Here is a 15,953-nt window from a genome sequence, read left to right as displayed (position 1 = left end):
ATATCGAAGTTCTTCGATATCAGTCTCGACCTGTACATCGAAGTTTGTCAATATTCGAGGTAGGATCGGTCGCATGACGACCTTCGAACTCACGCCGGTCGGCGTCGGGTCCGCCGAGACCGGTGCGGCGTGCTGCAGCCCGCTCGTCACCGAGCCGATGGATGCCGGGCGCGCCGAGCAGCTCGCGGCGTCGTTCAAGGCGCTCTCCGACCCCACGCGGCTGCGGCTGCTGTCGATCGTCGCGAAGTCCGAGGGCGAGGAGGCGTGCGTGTGCGACCTCATCGAGCCCGTCGGCCTCAGCCAGCCGACCGTCTCGCACCACCTCAAGATCCTGGCCACGGCCGGGTTCCTCGAGCGCAGCAAGCGCGGCACGTGGGCGTACTACAAGCTGGTGCCGGGCGCGCTCGACCGAATGTCGCAACTCCTCGCCGACGGCTAGCGCCCCCAGGCCGACGCAGGTGCGGTGACCACAGGAACGGGCGCCGTCGACCACCACGCACCGTTCCCGTAGTGGCTCGACGCCCACGGCGAGGCCCAGATCGCGCGAGCCGTGGCATCCGCCGACGTGCCGGCCTCGAGCCCCGCGACGATGCCGGCGTAGAACGAGCGCTTCTTCAGGTTCGAGGCCGCGTACTCGGCCGCGGTCACGAGCGTGTCGTAGCTTCCGAGGCCGCTGCCGCCGCCGGAGCCGTACCCGTTGTTCAGCGGGTTGTTGCGGTTCCACCAGTTGTCGGGGCCGTTCTCCTCGCGCATCCACTCCACCATGAGCCGCACGTTCTCGTCGGTGAGCGGCCAGTCGCCGAACACGAGCACGAGCCTCGCCCAGTCGTAGTTCGTGCCGGAGTCGACGAGTGTCTCCGGCCCGGTCGTCGTCGAGTAGCCCTCGCGCGACACGCTCGCGGGCGCGACGTCGCCGTCGACCTCGACCTCCTGCACAGCGCCGGAGAACGGCGAGACGGTCGTGACGTATGCCTCCGCGATCGGCGCGCTCGCGCGCGGGAGCGGTGCGAGGGCGAGCGTCGCGAGGATGCCGGCGATCGCGGCGGTCGCCGCGAGTGCATTCCCGAGCCGCCGGTGACGTGGGCGGACGGACGCCGCACCACGGCGCTGCGGCGTTGGAACCCGGCGAGCGGACGCCGCGTCCCGATCGGGCGACGCGGTCGGTGCGACCCGGCGCCCCGACGGCGCCGACGACGGACGCCGCGTGGTCGATCCCCTCGCCGCGCGGCGCTCCCCCGGTGGACCTGCCGTGTCTCGCATTCGGGGGCCGAACCTACCAAACGCGGCTGATCGCCGCCATCGGGTTCCGCGCGACGATCCGACGTATTCCCGGACGGGCGCGTCAGTCCTCGGTGAGCGAGCGCAGCGTGCGGAGGTTCGGCACGTCCGTCGTCGACTTCTCCGTCTGCACCAGCATGGCGCGGTCGAGGCTCCCGATGCTGAAGCCGCTCAGCGCCCAGCCGAGCGGCGGCATCACCGCGGGCACGGTGGACGGCGCGACGATGACCTCGAGGCCCGGCAGGCATCGTGGGTTCGCGCAGTCCTGGACCTCCTCGATCGCGCGAGCCGCCTTCTCGGAGCCCTCGTTCGAGGCGGTCGGCTCCGCGTCCGCCGTCGTGGCGTCGCGTTCATCGACCTCGCCGATCGTCACGAACGCCGCGGTCACCCGCTGTCGCAGCGCCTGCTCGGTGGCGGCCTTCGTCAGGGCCGGATACCCCACGAGCGGGACGAGGGGCTCGGCGGTCACGTCCTCGAGGTTGCGTCGGAGGTCGTACCCGGCGGAGTTCTTCAGGTACACGAGGATCGGCACGATCGGATCCGCGGTCGGGTGTTCGCGGTTCCAGGCCGCGATGCGGTCGGCGATGACCGGCGCCAGGTCGGCGGCGGTGCCGAGGCCCGACGGTTCCGCGTAGCCGCCGTCGACGAGTTGCATGCTCGCGTTGCCGCAGACGCTCTCGCCCGGCATGCGCGCGGCCGGCGTGATCACGGCGAAGCGCGCGGAGAGCATCGCCGCGGTCGCCCAATCCATGTCGGAGAAGCACGCGGACGCGACGGGCAGGCTCGCCGCGGGAGCCGTCGCGGGCGTCTCGCATCCGATGCTCGGGTCGGCCTCGACCGCGGCGGCGGCGGCGTCCGGGTCGTCGTCGGGCGCTGCACCGCCGGCCCCGGACGTCGTCGGCGCCGCGGGTGTCGGCCCGGCCTCGGTCGTGAGCCCGTTCGAGACGAGCACCTTGCACTTCGAGCGGATGTCGGTGGAGTTCAGCACCGGGATGCCGACGCGGTCGTTCGCCTCGAGCGCGACCGTGGCCTCGAGTCCGTTCACGGCGTCAACCCACACGTCCTCGATGAGGGCCGCGCGGTCGCGCCACGCCCATTCGCCGGCGACGTTCGACGGGAGGCGCAGCCCGGTCACCGAGGCGACGAGATCGCCCACCATGAGCGACGCGGCGCCGGTGCCGACGGCGTTCGGTCCCGCGAGCCGCTTGAGCTCCGTCGCGGCACGGACCTCGTCCGATTCACCGGCGGCGGCGACGGCGAGTCCCACGGACCCGCCGCTGACGCCGCTCGACAGCAGTACCGACGCGGCGATGCAGTCCGGCTCGTCGACGCGACCGCGGAGCTGGTCGAGCGCCCGCGCGGTCCAGTACGCGGCGCGGATGCCGCCGCCCTCGGCGGCGACCACGAGCGCCGGAGTGAACTCCGCATCGCCGACGGTGGCCGTGCAGCCGGCGCGGGCGAGCGCGCCCAACCGATCGTCCACCTGGTCCTCGAACGAGTCATCCGCGTTGCGCGCCGCGACCGGGTCGCCCTTCGACGCGACCGCCCCCGTGCGGACGCCGTGCAGGCCGACGTCGTCCGCACCGACCACCGGCGCGATGATCGCCCAGATGAGCGGGATCGTGATGGCGAGCGTGAGGACGGGATCCGCACGGAGCCGCAGGAACCGGAAGACGGGCGCGGGCGGGTGGTCCTGCAGCACGACCGTGAAGGCACCGAGCACCGCACCCCACGCGGTGAGGAGCAGCACCGCGAGCGCCGGTGCCCCGAAGAGCGCGGCGGTCTGCAGTGGCAGGAGGCCGATCCACGCGAGCAGCAGGAGCCCGGCGGCGAACCCGAGCACGATGACGATGACGTGGATCCGCCGTCGCCGCGGCGCCCCGGCGTCCGCGTCCACGCGGACGGTCGGGTCGAGCAGCACCGGCACGTGCCACTTCCACCGCAGCAGCCACGGCGAGGCGACCGCCATCGCGAGCCCGAGCAGGAGCAGGACGATGGAGAGCGGATACCGCTCCGCGGCGTCGTTCGGCAGCCGCCCGGCGAACACGGGCGCGGTGAACGAGCGCACGAGCCCGAGTCCCGCGATGACCGGGATGGCGACGGCGACGGCGTCGCCCGTGAGCCACGCCCAGCGCGCGCGGTCGAGGCGGTCGATCCGAGGAGTGATCTTCCACGCGGCATCCGGTCGGCGCAGCCAGGTCAGCATGACGAGCGCGGGCACGACGAGGAACACGATGGCCGACCATCCGGGCACCCAAGCGCCGGTCAGCGACCCCGTCACCACCCAGAGCACGAGCCAGACGATCATCGGGGCGAGCCACCACAGCGCGTGCACGCGGCGGGGCGTCACCTCGGTCACGTCGAACCCCCGGACCCCCGAGGCGAGTGCGCGAGTGCGCGCCCGGCCGAGCGACCAGGCGCACAGCACGGCGATCGCGATCGCCACGAGGGCGAGGGCCATGTGCCGACCGGCCGCGCCGTCGAACGCCGCCCACCGGCGCTGCAGGTCCGGAAGTTGGTCGAGCACGCCTTCGGTGGGGATGCACGTGAGGACCGCGAGGGCGAGGACGAGCACGGCCGAGAGGCGGTGCAGCCAGAGCGCCTGCGCGAGCCGGCGGACGGCGGTCCAGATGATCCGCCGAGCGAGGGCGTCGCGCACGACGAAGACGGCCAGCAGCAGGATGAGCGCGCACTTGAGGGTGCCGAGCGCGGCCTCGGTGATCGCGATCGGACCGAGCGGCGCCAGGAGGCCCGCCTGGTCGGCCGGGACCGGCGCCCCACCGAACACGAGGAGCAGCGCTCCCGCGAGCAGCACGACGAACTCGGCCGCCTCGACGCCGAGCAGCAGGATGAGGGTCGTGTGCGCGTACCGCCGCGGATCCTCGTCGCCCATCCGGGCGATGATGCGCTTCGCCATCCAGAAGTAGGCGACGATGAGGGCCAGGTCGATGAGGATCGACGCGATGATCCATCCGCCGATCGAACCGCGGCTCGCGCTCGACGCCCATTCGGACCAGCTCTCCCGGGAGAGCAGTGCGAGCGGCCCGATCGTGCCGTTCAGCGACGCGCTGCGTCCGGTGGCGCTCAGCGCGCCGGCGATGAGCCGGTCGATCTCGGCGAGCGAGATGATCGCGGCGAGCGCCACCGTGACCGCGACGATGGCGCGCATCGTGCGCGGCCGCCGGGACTTGACCCACCGCTTCAGCTCGTCGGCGGCGCGGGCCTGCCCTGCCACGGACGATGCCGAGGCACGTTCGACGACGGCGGCCATGGCTCCCCCCATCCAGGCTTGGCCGTGACGATAGTCCTGTGGCGGGTGGCGCCGTGCGCCCCGTTCGGGGGAGATTCCCGGACGCGGCGCGGGTAGGGTTCCGGCGTGGACTTCGATGCGCTCCGCCGGTATCCCGACCTCGAGGCGCCGGGGCTGGCAGCGGCGGATGCCGCGGACCGGCTGGTCCTCGACGAGGCGGCGTCCGCGCTCGCCGACGCCGCGCCCGCGCGCGGCTCGGTCGTCGTGATCGACGACGGGTACGGGGCGCTCGCGCTCGGCGCGGTCGCGGCCGGTGCGCGCGGCGTCCGCGTGCACCAGGACCCGATCACGGGCGAGCGCGCGCTCGCCGGGAACGCGGCGCGCCTGGGCGTCCCGGCCGCCGAGCACCCGACGAGCCTCCCGCTCGCACCCGAGCTCGTCGCCGACGCGCGAGTCGTGCTGATGCGGCTCCCGCGCGCGCTCGACCGGCTCGACGAAGTCGCCGGCCTCATCGCGGGGCACGCCGCACCCGACGTGCGGGTGTTCGCAGGCGGGCGCATCAAGCACATGTCGCTCGCCATGAACGACGTGCTCGACCGGTGGTTCGCACGCGTCGACGTGACGCACGCCCGGCAGAAGTCGCGCGTGCTGGTCGCGACCGAGCCGCGGCCGGATCCGGCCCGCACGGCGGCGTGGCCGCGCAGCGCGCGCGACGACGCCCTCGGGCTCGAGGTCGTGGCGCACGGCGGCGTCTTCGCCGGCACGACCGTCGACATCGGCACGAGGTTCCTCCTCGGCGTGCTCGGTGACGCGGTGCCCGACGCCGGCACCGCCGTGGACCTCGCCTGCGGCTCGGGCGTCGTCGCCGCCTGGCTCGCGCGCGAGCGCCCGGGACTCGTGGTGCGCGCCTCCGACCGGAGCGCCGCGGCGGCGTCATCCGCCCGCCTCACCGCCGAGGCGAACGGCGTCGTCGACCGCGTCGAGGTGACTCGCGCCGACGGTCTCGAGCACCTGCCCGACGCGAGCGAACGGCTCGTGGTGCTGAACCCGCCGTTCCACTCGGATGCCGCGGTGCACACGGGCATCGCGACGCACCTGTTCGGCGAGGCGGCGCGGGTGCTCGCTCCCGGCGGCGAGCTCTGGTGCGTGTGGAACTCGCACCTGCGCTACCGACCGCTGCTCGAGCGGACCGTCGGTCCGTCCCGGGAGATCGCACGCAACCCGAAGTTCACGGTCACGGCGTCGACGCGCCGCTGAGCGCGCGCCCGGGGGTCGCCGGGCCGACACACCGCGAACTGGGGCGTGCGGTCTCGGCGCGAACCTGTCAGGCTCGGAGTGTGACCACTACGGCTGCCACGAGCCGTCGTCGTCTCCCGACGGGGACGGTCACCTTCCTGTTCACGGACGTCGAGGGCTCGACCCGCCTCGTCGAGGCGGCCGGTGAGCGCTGGCCGGCGCTGCTTGCGGAGCACGACGCTCTCGTCCGCGACGCCATCACGGGCAACGGCGGCACGGTGGTCAAGACCGAGGGCGACGGGTTCTTCGCGGCCTTCGCCTCGGCGATCGAGGCCGTGAGCGCGGCGGTGGCGGCGCAACGGGGGATCGCGGGCCACGACTGGCCCGAGGGGCTCGTGCCGAAGGTCCGCATGGGACTGCACACCGGGCTGGGGCTGCTGGGCGGCGACGACTACATCGGGCTCGACGTCCATCGGGCCGCTCGCATCATGGCCGCGGCGCACGGCGGGCAGATCGTCCTCTCCGCATCGACCGCGGCGCTCGTGGAGCACGAGCTGCCCGTCGACGTCGTGCTCCACGACCTCGGCCGGCACCACCTGAGGGACCTGTCGCAGGCCGAGGGCATCTTCCAGCTCGACGTCGCCGGGCTCGACGTCCGATTCCCCGCCCTGCGCTCGCTCGAGGCCGTGCCGAACAACCTCCCCGCGCAGGTCACCCACTTCGTCGGGCGACGCCGCGAACGCGCCCGGGTCCGCGAACTGCTCGAGGCCTCGCACGTGGTCACCGTCACGGGCACGGGGGGAACGGGGAAGACCCGGCTCGCCCTCCAGGTCGGCTCCGAGATCGGCGCGCAGTTCCGCGACGGGGTCTTCTTCGTCGACCTCGCGCCGGTCGACGATCCGGAGGTCGTGCCGTCGCAGATCCTCCGCGCCCTCGGCGAGGACTCGTCGCCGGGCAACCGGCCGCCCCGGGAAGCGCTGCTCGAGCGGATGGGCGACCGCGAGGCGCTCCTCATCCTCGACAACTTCGAGCAGCTCATCCCCGCGGCGCCGATCGTCGCCGACCTCGTGTCGGTCGCGCCGCGATCCCGGTTCCTCGTCACCTCCCGTGGGCCCCTCCGCATCGCCGCCGAACAGGAGATGCCCCTCGAGCCCATGGACCTCCCCGACCGGCGCGACGTGAGCCGAGCGACTGACACCGACGCGGTCGCGCTCTTCGTCGATCGCGCCATGGCGGTCCGTCCCGACTTCACGGTGACGCCCGAGAACGCGGCCGCGGTCTCGGAGCTGGTGCGCGGACTCGACGGCCTCCCGCTCGCGATCGAGCTCGTCGCGTCGCGCGTGCGGCTGCTGCCCGTGCCCGAGATCCTCGCCCGGCTCGACCCGGCCCGGCCCGGCACCGGGACGATCGACCTCCCCGAGCGGCAGCGCACCATCGAGGGCGCGATCGAGTGGAGCCACGACCTCCTCGACCCTCCCGTGCAGGAGCTCTTCGCGCGCCTCGGGGTGTTCGCCGGCGGCGCGGACCTCGAGCAGATCGAGCGGGTGTGCGACGACATCGTGGTCGACCTGCTCGCCGGCCTCGCCGAACTCGTCGACCAGGGGCTGCTCCGACAGGTGTCCGCGCCCGGCGGACGGGCGCGCTTCCGCACGCTCCACGTGATCCGCGAGGTCGCGCTCCTGAAGCTCGAGGCGAGCGGAACGGGCGAAGCCGTGCACAGGCGCCACCTCGAGGCGTACGTCGCCTGGGCGGAGGACGTCGCCGCGCACGTCCTGGGGGAGGACCGATCCGCCTGGTTGGACCGGTTCGACGCCGACCACGACAACGTCCGGACCGCGCTCGACTGGGCCGCCGTGCACGGCGAGACCGACCTCGCCCTCCGCCTCGCCGCCGCATCGTGGCGGTTCTGGCAGTCGCGCGGCCACCTCCACGAGGGCCGGAGCCGGTTGGAGACCGTCGTCTCGCTCCCCGGCGGAGAGCCGCTCAACCGGGCCCGGGCGCTCGAGGCGCTCGGCGGCGTGTACTGGTGGCAGGGCGAGATCGAGCGATGCGTGCCGCCCTATCGCGAGGCGCTCGCGATCCAACGGGAGCTCGGGGACCCCGCCGAGATCGCGAACGCGATCTACAACGTCGCGATCGGCCAGGCCGTGGCCGCCGTGACGACGGGTATCACCGACGAGGTGCGCGCCGAGGTGTACGGGCTCTACGACGAGGGCGAGGCGATCTTCCGGAGCCTGGGCGACGAGAACGGGCTCGGGAACATCACGTGGGGCCGGGGACTCGCCGTGTCCGACCTCGACGACGACGTCCAGCAGTCGCTCGAGCTCTTCCACCTCAGCATCGACCACTACCGCGCCGCGGGGAACGAGTTCGGCATGGGGTGGGGCATGTTCGAGGTCGCCATCTTCTCCGCGAGGCTCGGCGACATCGCGACGGCGTGGGACTACCTCGAGGAGGGACTCGAGCTCTTCGCGCCGCACCGCGACGTCTCGGCCGTCGTGCTCTTCCTGTCGCTGGCGGCGGCGCTCGCGCAGGCGGCCGACGACGAGGAGCGGGCGGCTCGACTCGCGGGCGCCGTGCGCGGCCTCAGGAACTCGTCGGGCGCCAAGATCGTCGACCACGAGATCACGCGGATCCGAGGTCTCTCGATCGAGGAGATCGACCCGACGCGCGAGGACCTCGAGCCGCTGTATCGGGCGGGCATGGCGATGGACCTCTCGCAGGCGGTCGCCTTCGCCCTCGGGCGCGCCGTTCCGGCCGCGGACGACTGACGCCGCGGCGGTCGCGACGCGACGAAAGGGACGTGCGAGCGAGCCGTGAGCGTGTCAGTCTGGGATCGTGACGTCCACCATCGAGCAGCTCGACGCCGACCTCGTCACCGACGAGGCCGTCCGGCCCGACCTGCCCTGGCAGACGATCGTGTGGGACGATCCCGTCAACCTCATGACCTACGTCACCTACGTGTTCCGCAGCTACTTCGGCTACCCGCGCGATGAGGCCGAGCGGCTCATGCTCCAGGTGCACCACGAGGGGCGCGCGGTCGTGGCATCCGGCAATCGCGAGGCCATGGAGCGGCACGTCCACGCCATGCACGGCTACGGGCTCCAGGCGACCGTGTCGAAGGCCGAGCCGTGATCGTCGCCGGACGCGAGGGCGGCGCCGACGGCGTGCGGATCGTGCTGGAGACCGAGGAGGCCATGCTCCTCTCCGAACTCGCCGACCAGGTCGACTCGGTCCTGCTCCTGGGCGGCGACGACGACCCGGCGCTCGGGCGCCTCTTCCCGTCCGCATACCCCGACGACCGGGAGGCCGCGCACGACTTCACGCGCTACACGCGCGACAGCCTCGTCGACGGCAAGCGCCAGGCCGCCCAATCCGTCCGCGACGCCACGGCCACCGAGCGCGACGCGGGCCTGGTCGAGATCGAGCTCGACCAGGCGCAGGCCTGGGGGTGGCTGACCTTCCTCACCGACCTGCGCCTGATCCTCGCCGAGCGCGTCGGCGTCACCGACCCGGACGAGGCCGAGCCCGCCGACGACGAGCGCGACGACTACCTGCGGGCCGCCTACGAGTGGGCGGGCATCGTGCAGGGCTCGATGCTCGAGGTGCTCGACCCGATCGGGCGATGACGGGCCGAAGGTCCCGAGGTCGCGATCGCGCATCGTAGGACGATGCGCGTGGGCGCGCCCAGCGGGGGCGTGCCGGATGGAGGCGCGCCATGTCCGACACGAACGTCACCGGCTGGGTCGGATGGGGCTGGTTCGCCGGGGTGATGATCATCATCTCCGGCGCGATCGGCGCCATCTACGGGTTCATCGCGATCCTGCTGCCGAACAACACCTACTTCCTGAAGCCGTCCGACGGCGAGCTGCTGATCCTGAACGCGACGGGCTGGGGCTGGCTGCACCTGTTCCTCGGGCTCTTCCTCGTGCTCGTGGGCATCGCCCTGCTCGCCGGGGCGTCGTGGGCGAGGGTCGTGGCGATCATCCTCGCGGCCTTCAGCGTCCTGGCGAACCTCATGGTGCTGCCCCTGCAGCCCTGGTGGTCGGCGATCGTGATCGCCGTCGACGTGTTCGTGATCTACGCGCTCACGGTGCACGGCAGGGAGCTCGCCGCGAGGCGCTGATCCTCCGAGCGCACGCATCGAGGCGGTCCTTCGGACCGGCGCTGGCGGTCGCGCCCGGGCTGCTGGCAGTCTGGTGCCGCGGGCCCGGCGCCTGCGCCGGTCGACGGCGCGACGGGCGGCGCTGAGCGGAGGAGCGATGTCCCAGCCGTCCTCGATCGCGGGGATCCTGCGGGAGCCCACGCGCACGACCGAGTCGACCGAGTCGTCGGCGTTGATCCTCGGCGCGATCGTCTTCGTCCTCGCCACGCCGATCGGCCTGATCGCCTTCTGGGGTCGCGATCTCGCGATCGCGGGCCGGGACTCCCTGGGCATGTACATCGCGCTCGGCTCGGCGATCGCCGCCGCCGTCGCGTTCGTCGCGGGCCGTCTCCTCCTGCGCCGGAGGTTCGGGCCGGCGCCCGACGATCCGTCGGTCGAGGATGCCGCGGCGACGCGCAGCGCGACCGGGCCCCGGGGCGCGGAGTCGCCGCGGCTGCGGTGGTTCGACGTCGTCGCCCTGTCGGCCGCGCACGCCGTGATCGCCATGCTCGGCTGGGTCGCGCTCGCCGACGTCCTCGAGCAGAGCTTCATCGACGCCCCCGTCTACCCGCTGCCGGCCGCCGTGCTCTTCGGGGTCGCGCTCACGCTGACCGCGTACGTGTGCTTCCTCTCGTCGGTGCGCATGACCCCGATGCTGCTGTCGATCGTGCTCGCCGTGTTCCTCGTGGTCGGCGTCATGACCGCGATGCTCAGCTCGACCGACCCCCACTGGTGGCAGATGAACCTCAGCGCGCTCGGCATGACCGACGACATCTCGGCGCTCGCGTTCAACCTGACGCTCGTCGTCGCCGGCGCCATCGTCACGATCGTCGCCCGGTACGCGACCGCGGGCCTGCCGGTGACGACGGACCGCGACCGGCGCGGCCGGGACTTCGTGCGGTACGGGCTCGTCCTGATCGGGGTCCTGCTCGCCTGCGTCGGCATCTTCCCGGTCGACGACTTCTTCCTCCTGCACAACACGGTCGCGTCGGGCATGGCCGTCGTCTACGCCGTGATCGTGATCGGGCTCCCGCGCTTCCTGCCCTCGATGCCGCGGGTGTTCGTCATCCTCGGCTGGGTGTACGTCGGCGTGATCGTGGTGCTCGCGGTCTTCTTCGCGGTCGGGTACTACAACCTCACCGCGGTCGAGCTCGTCGCGGGCCTGCTGATCTTCAGCTGGATCATCCTGTTCCTGCGCAACACCGGCTCGGTCGGAGCCCGCCGGGTCGTGGCGGTCACCGCCTGAGCCGGCCGATTCCGGCGGAGACGGCGGAGACGGCGGACGGCCGGGCCCCGTAGGTGCCCGGCCGTCGCGGTCGATGCGTCAGGCGCCGAGCGCCTTGGTCTTGATCGCCTCGTACTCCTGGGCGGAGATCGTGCCGGAGTCGAGCAGCGCCTTGGCCTTCGCGATCTCGTCGGACGGGCTCGCCGAGCCGCCCGCGGTCTGGCGGATGTAGGCCTCGGTCGCGGCCTGCGCCTCGGAGGCCGCAGCGGCCGACCGCTTCGCCATTCCGTCGCCGCGGGCGATGAGGTAGATCAGGGCCGTGAGGAACGGGACGAACATCAGGAAGATGATCCAGACGGCCTTCCACCAGCCGTTGAGCTGGTGGTCGCGGAAGAGGTCGCCGATGATCGCGAACAGCGCGAACAGGTAGGCGATGAAGGCGAAGCTCCAGAAGAAGATCCAGATGAAGTTCCAGAAGTTGCTCGCGAAGTCCACGGGGGTCGGGCCTTTCCAGTCGTCGACGGGGACGCCGGATGCCGCCCCCGAGCGTCACACTAGCGGCGCGGGTCCGGAGCGGGAGGACCTTGGGCACGTCGGCGTGCCGCGAGGTGCACTGGAATCGGGACTGGCGTTGGCGTACGGCACGCGCCTAGTCTGCTCTCCAGGGGGGAATCGATGGCTGATTTCGAGTACGGTCCGGTCGACGTCTACGTCGTGAGCTTCGAGGGCGATCGCCTCGACGAGGCGACGGCGACGGCGCTGGGTGAACTGATGGTCGGCGACGAGATCCGGTTGCTCGACCTGCTGATCGTCTCGCGAGACGGCGACGGCGAGGTCTCGGTGCGCGAGTACGAGGAGTTCCGGGACGAGGCCGGCTTCACGGTCGTCGAGCTCGAGGCGTCCGGCGTCATCGGCGACGAGGACATCGACGAGCTCGCCGACACGATCCCGCCAGGCACGTCGGGCGCGATCATGGCCATCGAGCTGCTGTGGGCGAAGAAGATCGCGTCGGCGTTCGCCGCATCGGGCGGCGAGGTGCTGCAGGTCGAGCGCATCCCGGCGACCGTCGTGAACGAGGTGCTCGCCGAGGCGAGCGACGAGGAGTAGGGGGAACGTCATGCCGATTCGACGGATGGGCCGACCCGGCCTGATCGGGATGGCCGCGCGCACCGCGGTCGTCGCCGGAACCGCGACCGCCGTGAGCGGTCGCGTCGCACGTCGACAGCAGGGCAGGTACGCGGATCAGCAGGCGGAGGAGCAGGCCGCCGCCCAGCAGCAGTGGGAGGCCGAGCAGTACCAGGCCCAGCAGGCGGCCGCGCAGCAGGCGGCCATGCAGGCGCCCCCGCCGCCCCCGCCGCCGGCAGCTCCCGCCGCCGGCGTCGACGTCGTCGCCGAACTGCAGAAGCTGGCGACGCTGAAGGAGCAGGGCATCCTGAGCGACGCCGAGTTCGCCGCGGCGAAGGCCAAGCTGCTCGGCTGACGGCGCCCCGATGACCGAAGGCGAGACGCGCGACCGCTGGAAGCGCGCCACGGAGATCGTCGGTGTCTTCCTGCTGTCGGTCGTGGCGGTGCTGACGGCGTGGTGCGGGTTCCAGGCATCCAAGTGGGGCGGCGAGATGTCGATCGCCTTCAGCCAGGCCTCGAGCGCCCGGATCCAGGCCGCGAACGCCGAGGGCGAGGCGAGGTCGGCGCGCACGTTCGACCTCACCATCTACGCCTCCTACGTCGAGGCGGCCGGGAGCGGCGAGGACGAGCTGGCGGACTACATCCGCCAGCGGTTCACGCCGGAGTTCGAGGTGGCCTACCGCGCATGGGTCCGCGACGGCCAGGTCGAGCGAGCACCCTTCGCGCGCGAGGAGTACGTTCCCGAGGGCACGTACGAGGCACAGGAGCTGAACGACCGCGCCGACGAGAAGTTCGCCCAGGCCCTCGAGAACAATCAGCGAGGCGACAACTACTCGCTGCTCACCGTGCTGTTCGCGCTCGTGCTCTTCCTCACTGCCATGTCCCAGCGCGAGATCGTCCCGTGGGTGGCGCGAACCCTGCTCACCTTGGCCGGCGTCGTCGCGATCGTCGGCGTCGCGATCCTCACCACGTTCCCGATCCGGATCTGAGCACGTGGACCGCCCCCGACCCATCCCGATCGCGGACCCGCATCGGGTCCCCGACGCGGCCGAGGTCGCAGACGAGGAGGCCGCCCGTGGGCTCGGCCATCGGTGACATCCTGCCCCTCGCGGTGGGCATCGCGATCAGTCCGATCCCGATCATCGCCGCGATCCTGATGCTGCTCTCGCCGCGCGCCCGGTCCACGAGCGTCGGCTTCCTCGGCGGCTGGGTCCTCGGCATCGCGGTCGCGGCGACCGCGTTCACGCTGCTGTCGGCGGTCCTTCCGCAGGGCGACGCGGATGACCCGAAGCCGATCACCGCGGTCATGCAGCTCGTGCTCGGGGCGGGCCTGCTGTTCCTGGCCCTCCGGCAGTGGCGCGGCCGCCCGGCACCCGGCGTCGAGCCGCCCCTGCCGAAGTGGATGGCGGGGATCGATGCGATGACGGCGGGCAGGGCGTTGGGGCTCGGGTTCCTGCTCGCCGCGGTGAACCCGAAGAACCTCCTCCTCGGGGCCGGCGCGGGCCTCGCGATCGGCTCGGCCGAGCTCGGGGCGGGCCCGAGCGCGGTCGTGCTCCTCGTCTTCACGCTCATCGCCGCGGCATCCGTCGCCGTTCCGGTGATCGCCTACCTGGCGGCATCCGAGCGCATGGCCGCGCCGCTCGAGCGGCTGCGCGGATGGCTCGTGCACAACAACGCGACCGTCATGGCCGTGCTCCTGCTCGTGATCGGCGTCGTGCTGATCGGCAAGGGCGTCGGCAACTTCTGAGTCCGGCGCCCTGCCGCGACACCGTAGCGACCGTCAGAGAACCTGAGAGGGAACCATGCACCAGAACGACGCGACCGAGGCCATCCGTGCGCAGCAGCGCGAGCTCGCGTCATCCCTGCCGTTCGACGACCGCCGCGACATCGAGGCCGTCGACCGCGGGTTCATCGGGGCGCTCGAGCCCGGCGAGATCCACGACGCCGACGGGAAGGTCGTGTGGGACGCGAACGAGTTCGCGTTCATCACGGGCGACGCCCCGGACACGGTCAACCCCAGCCTCTGGCGGCAGTCGGCGCTCGTGGCGAAGCAGGGGCTGTTCGAGGTGGTCGACGGCATCTACCAGGTGCGCGGCCTCGACCTCTCGAACGTGAGCTTCGTCGAGGGCGACTCCGGCGTCATCGTCATCGACCCCCTCATCTCGAAGGAGACCGCGGCCGCCGCGCTCGCGCTCTACCGCGAGCATCGCGGCGACCGCCCGGTGACGGCCGTCATCTTCAGCCACAGCCACATCGACCACTTCGGCGGCGTGCTCGGCGTCGTGGACCCGCAGGACGTGCGACCCGGCGGCGTGCAGGTGATCGCGCCGATCGGGATCGTCGGCGAAGCCGTCGCCGAGAACGTGTACGCGGGAACGGCGATGGGCCGTCGGGCCGGCTACATGTACGGCGCCGCGCTCGAGCGCGGACCGAAAGGCGCAGTCGGCGCCGGGCTCGGCCAGTCGACCTCGAAGGGGCATCCCGGCATCCTCGTCCCCACGCTCGAGATCCGAAGCACCGGCGAGACGCACGTCATCGACGGGGTCGAGATCGAGTTCCAGATGGCGCCCGGAACCGAGGCGCCGGCCGAGATGCACTTCCTGTTCCCCCAGAAGCGGGCGCTGTGCATGGCGGAGAACGCGACGCACACCCTCCACAACCTGCTGACCCTCCGCGGCGCGCTCGTGCGCGACCCGCACGTCTGGGCTCGCTACCTCACCGAGGCCATCGAGCGCTTCGGCGACCGCACCGACGTGGTCTTCGCCTCGCACCACTGGCCCACCTGGGGCGCGGAGGAGATCCGCGAGTTCCTCGGCCTCCAGCGCGACCTGTACGCCTACCTGCACGACCAGACGCTCCGCATGCTGAACCGCGGAATGACCGGCGCCGAGATCGCCGAGGAGATCCGGTTGCCGCCCGCGCTCGAGAACGCCTGGAACGCGCGCGGCTACTACGGCTCGGTGAGCCACAACGTGAAGGCGATCTACCAGCGCTACATGGGCTGGTTCGACGGCAACCCGGCACGGCTCTGGCCACACCCGCCGAAGGCGCTCGCGGAGCGGTACGTCGCGGCCATCGGGGGCGTCGACCGAGTGGTCGAACTCGCCCGGCAGGCGTTCGACGAGGGCGACTTCCGCTGGGCGGCGACGCTGCTCGATCACGCCGTGTTCGCCGACTCCGACCACGCGGCGGCGCGCACGCTCTACGCGGACACGCTCGAGCAACTCGCGTACGGGGCGGAGAACGGGCCCTGGCGCAACTTCTTCCTCTCGGGTGCGACGGAGCTGCGCGGCGAGAACTTCGGCACGCCGACCTCGACGGCGGCGCCCGAGATCCTCGCCCAGCTCACGCCGGAGCAGCTGCTCGACGCGATCGCGATCACGGTGGACGGACCGCGCGCCTGGGACCTCGACCTCGCACTCGACCTGACGTTCACCGACGTCGGGCGGAACTTCCGCGTCACGCTCCGCAACGGCGTGCTCGTGTACGTCGAGAAGCCGGCCGACGAGGCGAGCGCGCAGGCGACGACGGCCCTGTCGAAGCCGCGCATGCTCGCACTCCTCGGCGGCGACCGCGAGAGCCCGGGTATCGAGCGCACCGGCGACGTGGAGGTGCTCGATCGGCTGCTGTCGGTCCTGCAGCCCGGCGACCCGTCGTTCGACATCGTGCTGCCGTGACGACGGAAGGGGAGGCGC

At 72.2% G+C, this 15,953-nt stretch carries 15 protein-coding genes; 12 read left to right on the top strand and 3 right to left on the bottom strand.

Going from position 1 to position 15,953, the window contains the following annotated elements; all coding sequences use genetic code 11:
* Positions 1–73 precede the first annotated feature (73 nt).
* The gene (locus ACFVHK_RS01200) at positions 74–439 is read left to right on the top strand and encodes an ArsR/SmtB family transcription factor (protein ID WP_376927219.1); all 366 of its coding nucleotides are present in this window, start codon (positions 74–76) and stop codon (positions 437–439) included.
* Here the strand turns inward: ACFVHK_RS01200 and ACFVHK_RS01195 are convergent.
* The gene (locus ACFVHK_RS01195; protein ID WP_376927218.1) at positions 436–1,260 is read right to left on the bottom strand and encodes a hypothetical protein; all 825 of its coding nucleotides are present in this window, start codon (positions 1,258–1,260) and stop codon (positions 436–438) included. The genes ACFVHK_RS01200 and ACFVHK_RS01195 overlap by 4 nt on opposite strands.
* 82 nt (positions 1,261–1,342) lie before the next feature.
* Positions 1,343–4,549: a hypothetical protein gene (locus ACFVHK_RS01190; protein WP_376927217.1), complete on the bottom strand. Its 3,207-nt coding sequence runs from the start codon at positions 4,547–4,549 to the stop codon at positions 1,343–1,345.
* Positions 4,550–4,654: 105 nt separating this feature from the next.
* Here ACFVHK_RS01190 and ACFVHK_RS01185 point away from each other — a divergent pair, with 105 nt between their 5' ends.
* From ACFVHK_RS01185 to ACFVHK_RS01160, 6 genes are all read left to right on the top strand, one after another.
* The gene (locus ACFVHK_RS01185) at positions 4,655–5,785 is read left to right on the top strand and encodes a class I SAM-dependent methyltransferase (RefSeq protein WP_376927216.1); all 1,131 of its coding nucleotides are present in this window, start codon (positions 4,655–4,657) and stop codon (positions 5,783–5,785) included.
* 80 nt (positions 5,786–5,865) lie between these two features.
* Positions 5,866–8,535 carry an adenylate/guanylate cyclase domain-containing protein gene (locus tag ACFVHK_RS01180; RefSeq protein ID WP_376927215.1) on the top strand — a complete coding sequence of 890 codons (2,670 nt, stop codon included), beginning with the start codon at positions 5,866–5,868 and terminating at the stop codon, positions 8,533–8,535.
* Between the two features lie 79 nt (positions 8,536–8,614).
* Positions 8,615–8,899 carry an ATP-dependent Clp protease adapter ClpS gene (clpS, locus tag ACFVHK_RS01175; RefSeq protein WP_376927646.1) on the top strand — a complete coding sequence of 95 codons (285 nt, stop codon included), beginning with the start codon at positions 8,615–8,617 and terminating at the stop codon, positions 8,897–8,899.
* On the top strand, positions 8,896–9,393 hold the full coding sequence (locus ACFVHK_RS01170; protein ID WP_129235220.1) for a DUF2017 family protein: 498 nt from the start codon (positions 8,896–8,898) through the stop codon (positions 9,391–9,393). Before clpS ends, ACFVHK_RS01170 begins: the two co-directional genes overlap by 4 nt.
* Before the next feature lie 89 nt (positions 9,394–9,482).
* Positions 9,483–9,890 (top strand): DUF7144 family membrane protein, encoded by a 408-nt coding sequence (locus ACFVHK_RS01165; RefSeq protein ID WP_129235219.1) that lies wholly within the window; start codon positions 9,483–9,485, stop codon positions 9,888–9,890.
* Between the two features lie 136 nt (positions 9,891–10,026).
* Positions 10,027–11,154 (top strand): hypothetical protein, encoded by a 1,128-nt coding sequence (locus ACFVHK_RS01160; protein WP_376927214.1) that lies wholly within the window; start codon positions 10,027–10,029, stop codon positions 11,152–11,154.
* 78 nt (positions 11,155–11,232) lie between these two features.
* Here ACFVHK_RS01160 and ACFVHK_RS01155 read toward each other — a convergent pair whose 3' ends face one another.
* Positions 11,233–11,628 (bottom strand): SHOCT domain-containing protein, encoded by a 396-nt coding sequence (locus ACFVHK_RS01155; protein ID WP_376927213.1) that lies wholly within the window; start codon positions 11,626–11,628, stop codon positions 11,233–11,235.
* Positions 11,629–11,808: 180 nt separating this feature from the next.
* Between ACFVHK_RS01155 and ACFVHK_RS01150 the strand changes: the two genes are divergently transcribed.
* From ACFVHK_RS01150 to ACFVHK_RS01130, 5 genes are all read left to right on the top strand, one after another.
* Complete coding sequence (locus ACFVHK_RS01150; protein ID WP_376927212.1) at positions 11,809–12,240, top strand: DUF6325 family protein; 432 nt, start codon at positions 11,809–11,811, stop codon at positions 12,238–12,240.
* A gap of 10 nt (positions 12,241–12,250) precedes the next feature.
* Positions 12,251–12,613: an SHOCT domain-containing protein gene (locus ACFVHK_RS01145; RefSeq protein ID WP_376927211.1), complete on the top strand. Its 363-nt coding sequence runs from the start codon at positions 12,251–12,253 to the stop codon at positions 12,611–12,613.
* A 10-nt stretch (positions 12,614–12,623) separates the two neighbouring features.
* Positions 12,624–13,247, top strand: a complete 624-nt coding sequence (locus ACFVHK_RS01140) for a hypothetical protein (protein WP_376927210.1) — start codon at positions 12,624–12,626, stop codon at positions 13,245–13,247.
* An 86-nt stretch (positions 13,248–13,333) separates the two neighbouring features.
* Entirely contained in the window at positions 13,334–14,005 is a 672-nt protein-coding gene (locus tag ACFVHK_RS01135; RefSeq protein ID WP_376927209.1) for a GAP family protein, read from the top strand.
* Positions 14,006–14,060: 55 nt separating this feature from the next.
* Positions 14,061–15,935, top strand: coding sequence for an alkyl/aryl-sulfatase (locus ACFVHK_RS01130; protein ID WP_376927208.1), 1,875 nt, complete (start codon positions 14,061–14,063; stop codon positions 15,933–15,935).
* Positions 15,936–15,953: the final 18 nt, after the last annotated feature.

The sequence above is a fragment of the Agromyces binzhouensis genome (assembly GCF_042672355.1).
Taxonomy (GTDB): domain Bacteria; phylum Actinomycetota; class Actinomycetes; order Actinomycetales; family Microbacteriaceae; genus Agromyces; species Agromyces binzhouensis.
This window is presented reverse-complemented; position numbering and strand designations above follow the sequence as displayed.